At 74.6% G+C, this 9,204-nt stretch carries 9 protein-coding genes and 1 tRNA gene; all 10 read right to left on the bottom strand.

What is annotated here, in order from left to right; all coding sequences use genetic code 11:
• A partial coding sequence (locus tag VKG64_08365) for an ABC transporter substrate-binding protein (GenBank protein ID HKB25052.1) occupies positions 1–850 on the bottom strand: 850 nt, incomplete at its 3' end.
• 10 nt (positions 851–860) lie between these two features.
• A tRNA-Pro gene (locus VKG64_08360) sits at positions 861–937 on the bottom strand.
• A 37-nt stretch (positions 938–974) separates the two neighbouring features.
• Entirely contained in the window at positions 975–1,586 is a 612-nt protein-coding gene (rdgB, locus tag VKG64_08355; GenBank protein ID HKB25051.1) for an RdgB/HAM1 family non-canonical purine NTP pyrophosphatase, read from the bottom strand.
• Entirely contained in the window at positions 1,561–2,292 is a 732-nt protein-coding gene (gene rph, locus VKG64_08350; GenBank protein ID HKB25050.1) for a ribonuclease PH, read from the bottom strand. Before rph ends, rdgB begins: the two co-directional genes overlap by 26 nt.
• Before the next feature lie 5 nt (positions 2,293–2,297).
• Positions 2,298–3,749, bottom strand: coding sequence for an N-acetylmuramoyl-L-alanine amidase (locus tag VKG64_08345; GenBank protein HKB25049.1), 1,452 nt, complete (start codon positions 3,747–3,749; stop codon positions 2,298–2,300).
• A 54-nt stretch (positions 3,750–3,803) separates the two neighbouring features.
• A complete protein-coding gene (locus VKG64_08340) occupies positions 3,804–4,742 on the bottom strand; it encodes a lysylphosphatidylglycerol synthase transmembrane domain-containing protein (protein ID HKB25048.1) in 939 nt (312 codons plus the stop codon).
• Between the two features lie 32 nt (positions 4,743–4,774).
• Positions 4,775–6,349, bottom strand: coding sequence for a CopD family protein (locus VKG64_08335; protein HKB25047.1), 1,575 nt, complete (start codon positions 6,347–6,349; stop codon positions 4,775–4,777).
• A 4-nt stretch (positions 6,350–6,353) separates the two neighbouring features.
• A complete protein-coding gene (locus tag VKG64_08330; protein ID HKB25046.1) occupies positions 6,354–7,454 on the bottom strand; it encodes a CDP-alcohol phosphatidyltransferase family protein in 1,101 nt (366 codons plus the stop codon).
• Positions 7,455–7,507: 53 nt separating this feature from the next.
• On the bottom strand, positions 7,508–8,533 hold the full coding sequence (locus tag VKG64_08325) for a Gfo/Idh/MocA family oxidoreductase (protein HKB25045.1): 1,026 nt from the start codon (positions 8,531–8,533) through the stop codon (positions 7,508–7,510).
• Position 8,534: 1 nt separating this feature from the next.
• Positions 8,535–9,204 (bottom strand): aminotransferase class III-fold pyridoxal phosphate-dependent enzyme (locus VKG64_08320; protein HKB25044.1); only part of this gene is annotated, 670 nt, incomplete at its 5' end.

Raw genomic sequence — 9,204 nt, 5'->3', positions numbered from 1 at the left:
CCACGAACGCGGCGACCTTCCGGTAGTTGTCCGCGCGCACCGGCCCGTACGCGAGGAGCCCGCCCGCCTCGGCGAGCTCGCCGACGCCGTAGACTCCCGGCAGTCGGTGCTTGAGCGCCAGGTCCGCGATGCGCTTCCCGTAATCGGTGGTGATCGAGTTCGGGAACACGAACACTCCGTTCGCTCCATCGCGCGCCGCGCCGGCAAACGCGACCTCGAGGTCGTCCGGGCGTTTCACGCGGACGGACAGCAGCGTGAGACCCAGCGACCGGGCGGCGATCTCCGCTTCATTGAACCCGTTGACCTCGTGGACGATGCGCGGATCCCACACGATCGCGACGCGCGAGACCCGGGGAACGGCCTCCTTGAGGAGCTGTAGCCGCTTGGCGCTCAGCTCCGGCGACTGCACCGTGACGCCCGTGATGTTGCCTCCCGGCCTGGCAAGGCTGGCCACCAACCCCTCGCCCACCGGGTCGCCGACCGCGGACATGATGATGGGAATCTCCCGCGTCGCCTGCCGCGCTGCCTTGATCGCCGGGGTGCCGGCGGCGACGATGACATCGACCTTGAGCCGTGCGAGCTCGGCCGCCAGCTCGGGCAGACGCTCGAGCGTGCCCTCCGCGAACCGCCGCTCGATGACGAGGTTGCGCCCCTCAAGGTAGCCGAGCTCGCGCAGGCCCTGCCGAAAGGCCTCGATCAGATGGGCCTGGACCGCCAGGTGGCCAGGCTCGAGGACGCCGACCTTCCAGACGCGTCCCGCCTGTTGCGCTTCGACGAGGAACGGCGCGGCCACGCCGGCGAGCGTCGAGGTCAGGATGAAGGTCCGGCGGTCCACCTGTCTACGGTCCATGTCTGAAGAATGGTCGGGGTGAGAGGATTTGAACCTCCGACCCCCTGCTCCCAAAGCAGGTGCGCTACCGGGCTGCGCCACACCCCGACGAGTCACTGCGCGGCGACGCTGAAGACACAATATATCACCCGGAGAGAAAGCGCCGCGCGGCTCGCACCGCGCGGCCGCGATGGTCCACGGCCATCTTCTCCGCGGGCGTGACCTCGGCGAGCGTGCGGCCGAGCGGCGGATAGTAGAACACGGGGTCGTAGCCGAAGCCGCCCGTGCCGCGCGGCGCCGCGGCGATCACGCCCTCGACGACACCCTCGGCGAAATGCTCGCGCCCGTCGGGCTCGACGACGGCGATCACGCAGCGGAAGCGCGCCGTGCGCTTCTCGGGCGGGACTGCGGCGAGCGACTCGAGGAGCCGCGCCACGCGGCCCGCGTCGTCGAGGCCGGGACCGCCGTAGCGCGCCGACTGCACGCCCGGCGCGCCGCCGAGCGCGTCCACCTCGAGCCCCGAATCGTCGCCGAGCCCCCACGCCCCCGCGAGGCGCGCCGCCGCGCGCGCCTTCAGGAGCGCGTTTCCGCGGTACGAGTCGGCGGTCTCTTCGGGGAGCGCGGCACCCGCGAACGCGGCGAGCGCTGTGACCTCGAAGGGCACGCCGCGCAGCAGCGCCTCGAGCTCCCGCGCCTTGCCGTGGTTGAGCGTCGCGAGGACGAGGCGCGGCCTAGAGGGTGAAGACGCGCTCGGCACGCGCTTCGAGGGCTCGGCGCTGCAGGCCGACGAGGCGGCGGATGCCGGCCTCGGCGATCGCCAGGAGCGCGTCCAGGCGCGCGCGGCCGAAGGGCACCTGCTCGGCCGTGCCCTGCACCTCGACGAACTCGCCCGCGCCGGTCATGACGACGTTCATGTCCACCTCGGCGGCCGAGTCCTCGGCGTAGCAGAGGTCGAGCATCGACTGGCCCTGAACCACGCCGACACTCACCGCCGCGACGCAGTCGCGGAGCACGGCCGTCGGCTGGAGGCCGGGCACCCGGCCGATCGCGTCGGCCACGGCGACGAACGCACCGGTGATCGCCGCGGTCCGCGTGCCGCCGTCCGCCTGGATGACGTCGCAGTCCACCCAGATCGTCCGCTCGCCGAGCTTGCCGCGGTCGATCACCGCGCGGAGCGCGCGGCCGACGAGCCGCTGGATCTCCTGCGAGCGGCCGCTCGGCCCGCGGGTCTCGCGCGGCGTCCGCGTGTTGGTCGAGCGCGGGAGCATCGCGTACTCCGCGGTGACCCAGCCCTGCCCCTGGCCCTTCAAGAAGGGCGGCACCCTGTCCTCGACCGACGCGGTGCAGATCACCCGTGTCGCGCCGAACTCGACGAGCACGGAGCCCTCGGGGTGCAGGAGGAAGTCGCGCGTCAGCGTGACCGGGCGGAGCTGGTCGGGGGCGCGACCGTCGGGGCGCGGCATCGCCGTCAGCGCGCGCGCGGCGCGGCCGGCTCGCCCGCCGCCCGGAGCCGCTGGTCCCAGTTGCGCTTGTACTCCGCGAGCCCGGCGAGGATCGCCCGCGCCAGCTCGTCGCGGTAGCGCGGGTCCTTGAGCTTCCGCTCCTCGCGCGGGTTCGTGACGAAGCCGATCTCCAGCAGGATCGCCGGCATCGCCGCGCCGCCGAGGACGTAGAAGCCCGCCTGCTTCACGCCGCGGTTCGACATCCGGAGGGTCTGGGTCACCGAGTCGTGGACGATCGCGGCGAGGCGCTCGGACTCGACCTGGAACTCCGACTGCGCGAGGTCCCAGAGGATGGTCTTCACGATGTCCGCCCTGCCGTCGCCGCGGCCGGCCGTCTTCTCGAGCTGCATCGCGCCGTTCTCCTGCAAGGCGACCTGCCGCGCGGCGCCGTCCGTCGCCTCGGACGAGAGGAAGAAGGTCTCCACCCCGTCGGTGCCCGCCACGCGGTGGGCGTTCGCGTGGATCGAGACGAAGAGGTCGGCGCCCTGGCGGTTGGCGAAGCTCGTCCGGTCGCGCAACGGCACGAAGACGTCGCTGTCGCGCGTGAGGAGCACCTTGAGGCCGAGCCGCTCCTCGACGAGCTTCGCCACGCGCCGGGTCACGTCGAGGACCAGCTCCTTCTCCTGGAGCCCCGCGGGCCCGATCGCGCCCGGGTCGTGGCCGCCGTGGCCGGCGTCGAGCACGATCGTCCGGAGCGGCGTCAGCTCCTCGCGGTTCTCGCGAAGGGCCTCGTCCACCGGCCGGTGGAGGTCGAGCACGAGGCGGTGGGGGTCGACGAGCAGGCTCGCGCGGAGCGTGCCGGCCGCGCCCTCGTAGACCACGCGCACGACGGCGTCGGCCCCCGCGCGCTCGACGCGGATCTCGTCCACGAACCCGTCCTTGACCTCCTCCGTGCGCGCGTCGCCGGCGAGCCCGACGATCCGGATGCGCGCCTCCTTGGGCCCGGTCTGCTCGACGCGATGGGTGACGGGGCCGCCCGTCTCCAGCACGATCCGCGTGAACGAGGGATAGGACCGCACGCGCAGCTCGTCGAGCGTCACGGCCGGCGGCGGGGCCTGTGCCGTGACGACCCGCGTGCCCGCGGCGAGCCGTGGCAGCACGCGGTCCACGAACGACTCGGGCACGAGCCACACGCCGCGCTTGACGCGCACGGGCGCGTCGAGGACAACGGGCGCGTCGTTCACGAGGATGCGCGACCGGTTGCGGGTGAAGGTGACGACGTGACCCGGCGTCGTGAGGCGCGCGCGGGCCGCCGCCCCGGCCGCCTCGAGCTTGGCCGACTGGAGGCTCGCGGCGACGCGCGTGAGCTCGACGTACGGGCGTCCCTCGTGCGTGACCGTGGGCAGGCCCGCCCCCGCCCCTCCCGCCCACAGGACGAGGAGCGCGACGAGCGGGAAGGCGAGGCGACGGGCTCTCATCGGCGCAATTCTAGCAATCGCGGGCAGACGACCGGGCGCTTTAAAAGCGCGCGATCACGACGATTCCGTCGCCTCGCCGCCGGTCCGCATCGCCGCGAACGCGACGAGCCCGAGCCCGATCCACACCGCCTCGCGGATCCTCCGGATCAGGCCGAACGACACGGCCGTCGTCGAGCCGAGGCCGAGCGCCGCGAAGGTGAGGACGTAGCCGCCCTCGAGGGCGCCGAGGCTCGCCGGGATCAGGAACGTCGCGAAGCGGATCGCGGTGGCGAAGGCCTCGATCACGGTCGCCGCCGTCAGCGACACGGGGACGCCGAGGAAGCCGAGGATGAGCCACGTCTCGACGGCGCCGAGCAGCCACGCGACGAAGTGAAACGCGATCGAGAGGGTGAGCCGTCCGGGCGCCGTGCGGTAGAAGCGCGCGAGCACGTCGTCGATCCGGTCGAGCGCCTCGGTCCGCACGCCCTTCACGCCGAGCTGGGTCACGAGCCGCCCGCCCCAGGCGAGCATCCCGCGCAGCTGGGCGACGACGAACCCCGCGAGTGCCACCGCCTCGATGGCGAGGAGCCAGAGCATGGCCCGGAACAGGGTCGACCCGCGCGGTGTGCTCGACCACGCGAGGACCACGCCCAGCAGGAGGAAGAGGCCCTGCGCGAGGACGATCGTCGTCTTCGCCACGATGACCGACGGCACGCTCGCGGCGAGCGGGACGACGCCGCGGAGGAGCCAGGCCTTGACGGCCTCGCCGCCGACCGCCGCCGTGGGCGTCACGAGGTTGAAGGCCTCGCCGGCGAGCCGCGCCGTGAACAGCGTGCGGAACGCGACGCCGTCCCGCAGGAACGCGAAGCGCCAGCCGAGGGTGTCGAACAGCATGACGAGCGCCACGGGGAAACAGAGCACGATCGCGAGCCGCCAGGAGAGCCGGCCGATCGAGGCCAGGATCGCCTGCGGGTCGTTCTCCGCCACGAGCGCGGCGAGCAGGGCGACGCCCAGGACGAGGAGCGCGAGGCGGAGGAGGCGCAGCGTCAGCGCTCCCGGTAGACGAGCAGCACCACGCCGACGGTGGCGAGCGCGGCGGACCAGAGCCAGCGCGCGCGCCGCTCGCCGCCGTCGGGCAGCCGCAGCTCGAGCCAGCGTCCCCAGCCGACGAGCATCCCGAGGAGCCCGAGCGGCGCGTGCGTGAGCTCGTTCAGGAACTCGTCCTTGAGGTTGAGGCCCGCGTGCGAGTGCGTGAGGAGCAGGCCGCCGCCGAGCGCGCAGAGGACCGGGAAGACGAGCGCGCAGCGCGGCGAGGTGAGACGCCCGGCGCGCACCATCCACTCGAAGACCGCGAACGCGACGAGGAGCGCGACGAAGATCCGGTGCTGCAGCACCTCGGGGGCCAGCATGCCCGCCCAGAACCCCCGCGGGCCGAGCGGCCAGTCGCCGGGGTCGTCGCGCACGAGGAGCATCGCCGCAAGCCCGAGGAAGATGAGGGGCCAGTGGCGCGCCCAGCGCGCGCGGTCCGTCGCGTGGAGCAGCGCCAGGAGGCCCATGCCGAGGACGAAGAGCCCCGCGACGTTGTGGTTGAACTCCGACCAGGCGCGGTCGGCGTCCGTCCGCGGCGCCGTCGGATCGTCCACGGGCATGTCCGCGATGCGCGGCGACGTGAGCGTGGGCGTCTTCGGCGTGAGCCGCCGGAGCACGTCCGTGAAGCTCGCGCGGTCCGTGACGACGTCCACCGCGGGCGGCAGCGAGGTGAGCGACGCGGCGACGAAGAGGACCGTGGCGCCGAGGCCGAGCTCGACCTCGACGAACCGGCGCAGGCGCGGCGGGCCGACGTCCGCCGCGTCGGGGAGCCGCCGCACGGCGAAGAAGTTCAGCGCGCCGAGGACGACGAGGCCCGCGAGGATCGCCCCCTTGCTCAGCACCATGAGGCCGTAGGACGTGCCGAAGAGCGCGTGCGCGCCGTCCACGTAGGCCAGCGCGAGCCCGACGCCCGCGGCGACGAGCACGCCGACGGCGGCGAGCGCCGTCGCCGAGAACCGCTTGAGCAGCCGCGCGGGCCACGGCGCGGCGGCGCGGCCCCAGGCCAGGACGACGAGCTGGGCCAGGCCGCCGATCCAGACGCCCGCCGCGAGCTGGTGGAGCGCGTCGAGCGTCAGGAGGAGCGCGCGCGGGCCGACCCGCGCCGCGGCGTGGCTCGTCCACGCGGCGCAGGCGCCGAGCGCGACCACAGCGACCGCCTGGACGAGCCAGCCCCAGCGGGCGCCCGGGCCGCGGCGGCCGACGACCGCGCAGCCGGCGAGCAGCAGGGCGCAGGCGACGATGCGCGCGACGGCGGCGTGGAAGTAGGTGGTCGCGGCGATCTCGCGCACCGGCCAGCCGGCGTCGCCAGCGAGTGCGGCGATGTGGACTCCGAGCGACAGCGCCTGGGCGACGGCGACGACCACCGCGCCCGTCGCGGTCGTGGCGAGGCTCCGTCGCAGGAGCGCGCCGAGCGCCGGGCGCGCGGCGAGCGCCGGGAGCAGGAGCCAGAGCCCGAAGACCACGCCGCCCACGGCGACCGCCTGGCCGCAGAGCGCGAGACCGCGCAGCAGGACGTCGACGAAACCGGCCACGCGCTCAGGCCGGACGCCGCCCGGCGCCCACCCAGAGGAGGAGCAGCAGGAAGATCGGCGCGCCGGCCGTGGTGAGGACGAGGAACCAGTCCACGCGGCCGAACGCGGCGAGTGCCAGGACCACCCAGATGAAGTCGCGGTGGGCCATGGCCTCGGCGATGCGGTCGGTCGCCGACGCGCCGACCCCGGGCACGACGTCGAGCATCGTGCGGCGGAAGACGCACGCGGCCGCGGCGAGGGTGCTCGCGATCGACACGGCCCCGAGCGCGAGCGGCCACGCCGCGTGGATCGCGACGCTCCAGCCGGCCGCGATGCAGGCGAAGACGGCGACGTGCACCAGGTTGTCACCCCAGAAGTCGAGGATCGCGCCGCGCCGCGACTCGAGGAACTTGAGCCGCGCGAGCTCGCCGTCGCACCCGTCGAGGATCGAGTGCGCCAGGAAGAGGAGGGCACCGGTCACCTGCCAGCCGGGCGAGACCGACAGGAAGAACGGCGCGCCCGCGAGGCCGATCGCGACGCTCACGAGCGTCATCGCGTCGGGCGTCACCCGCGTCCCGAGGAGCCGGCGCGTGAGCGCGAGCGAGATCCGGCGCTCGACGTGGCGCGACATGAACCCCTCGCTCTGCTTGACGAGGCTCCGGAGGAGCCAGCGCTCCGCGGCGGGGACGTCGGCCACCGTCGCGAGCGGAAAGCGGCCGGCCGCGTCGACGACCGCCGGCGGGTCGCTGTACCCCGCGCCGAGCGCCGCCACGGCTTCGTCCGCGTCGCGGCTCGCCGCCGCGGCCGCGAGGACGCGCGCCGGCTGCTCCGTCTCGATCACCGCGGCCAGGGACGAGTCCACGTAGGCCTTCTCGGGCGCCAGCTCCGCCTCGAGGAGCGCGCGGAGCCAGCGAGGCTGCGGCACGACGTTCGCGGGGAGGATCACGACGCGCCCGCGCGCGCCCGGAAACGCCTCCGGCGTGAGCGGGGCGGCGGGCGTCCCGGCGACGAGATCCGCGGGCCCCGCGCCGCGGTGGACCAGGACGGCGTCGAAGCCCGCGCGCGTGCCGGCCAGGACGATCCGGCGCAGGAGCGGGAGGCCCGCCACGGGCGTCGCGGCGCTCACGCGCGCGGCGGGCTCGGGCGGGACGACGACGAGGACGCTCGCCGCGGAGCGCGTCAGACGGCGGCCTCCGCGACGTCCACGCCGCGGCCGCCGGCCCGGCTCGAGGCGCGCGCCGCGTGCTCAAGCGCGACGCAGAGCGAGGCCTCGGCGAGGTTGCCGCCGCCCGCCGCGGGCGCGGCCAGCTCGGCGACGAACTGCCCGGCGACGGCGTCGAACCACTCCGGGTGCTGCGAGCCGTCGGAGAGCGGCGGCGGGCAGGGCCAGCGCTCCTCGGCGCCCCGGCGGCGGAGCACGATCGTGTCGTCGAGGAGCTCGAGCGTGCCCTCGGTCCCCGTTAGCTGGGCCCAGTTCCGGCGCGCGGCGGCGGCCCACGTGAGGAGGATCTCCGCCGTCGCGCCCTCGAAGGCGACGCGCACGGTCGCGGTGTCCTCCACCGGCCACCGGGTGTGCCGCCGGGTCTCGAGCCGCGCGCTCACCGTCCGGGGCGCCTCGCCGATCCAGCCCTGGACCACGTAGAAGACGTGCCAGCCGTGGTCGGTGAGGACGCCGCCGCCCGCGACGGCGGGATCGAGCCGCCAGTTGTCGTCACCGTCGCCGCTCGTCGCCGCGGGGCGCGTCCGGAGCGTCTCCCAGACGACGCGCGTCACCCGGCCGATCCGCCCGTCGCGGACGAGCTCGCGCGTCCGGCGGACGATCGGCGCGTGGTGCCAGTTGTGGACCGTGTGGAGGACGCGGCCCTTGGCCGCGGCGAGGGCGGCGAGCGGCTCGAGCTCGGCGGGCGAGCTCACGAGCGGCTTCTCGCAGAGCACGTGGAGGCCGCGCTCGAGAGCCGCGCGGATCAGCGGCGCGTGGCTCGACGGCGGCGTGCAGATGTCCACGAAGTCGAGCCCGGGTTCCGCGAGGAGCGCCTCCGCGCTCGCCCGCCAGCCGACGCCCGGCAGGTGGGCGCCGAGCAGCGCGCGCTGGGCCGGACGCGTGTCGGTCACGGCGACGATCTCGACGTCGCGCCGGCGCCGCCAGCCGGGCGCGTGGCCGTGGACGGCGACGTTGCCGAAGCCGAGGATCGCGGCCCGCAGCATCCTACTGGAGCCCGTGCTCCCGGACGACGGCCCCGAGGGCCTCGTCGAGGATCGCGAGCCCCGCCAGCGCCTGCTCCTCGCGGATCACGAGGGGCGGGTTGATGCGAATCGAAGGCGCGTACGTCATCGCGAGGAGGCCGCGCCGCAGGCACTCCTGGTAGAGCGCCTGCGTGACGGTCCTCGCGAGCGGGGCCTTCGTGGCCCGGTCGGCGACGAGCTCGATCCCGAGCATGAGCCCCTTGCCCCGCACCTCGCCGACGCAGCGGTACTTCTCCTTGAGCGCCTCGAGCCGCTGGAGCATCACCTTGCCGACGCGCGCCGCGTTCGTCACGAGGTCCTCCTTCAGGATGATCTCGAGCGCGGCGAGCCCCGCGGCGGACGCGAGCGGGTTGCCGCCGTAGCTCGACGAGCTCGCGCTCGGGTTCGACCACGGCTTGGCGGCCGTGATCGCGTCGGTCGAGACCACGCCGGAGAGCGGGAACCCGCCGCCCACGCCCTTGCCGATCGTCATGACGTCGGGCACCACGCCGTCGTGCTCGGCGCCCCACATCATGCCGGTGCGGCCGAACCCGCTGATCATTTCGTCCGCGATCAGGAGGGCGCCGTGGTCCCGCGCGATCGTCTGGAGCGCGCGGAGGAACCCCTCCGGCGGGACCACGTTGCCCGCCGTG

This window comes from Candidatus Methylomirabilota bacterium (assembly GCA_035260325.1).
Lineage (GTDB): Bacteria > Methylomirabilota > Methylomirabilia > Rokubacteriales > CSP1-6 > AR19.
This window is presented reverse-complemented; position numbering and strand designations above follow the sequence as displayed.

Coding starts and splice junctions, on each gene's coding strand:
- rph (HKB25050.1), bottom strand. CDS start 2,292: ATGCCGCGCCCCGACGGTCGCGCCCCCGACCAGCTCCGCCCGGTCACG.
- VKG64_08345 (HKB25049.1), bottom strand. CDS start 3,749: ATGAGAGCCCGTCGCCTCGCCTTCCCGCTCGTCGCGCTCCTCGTCCTG.
- VKG64_08325 (HKB25045.1), bottom strand. CDS start 8,533: ATGCTGCGGGCCGCGATCCTCGGCTTCGGCAACGTCGCCGTCCACGGC.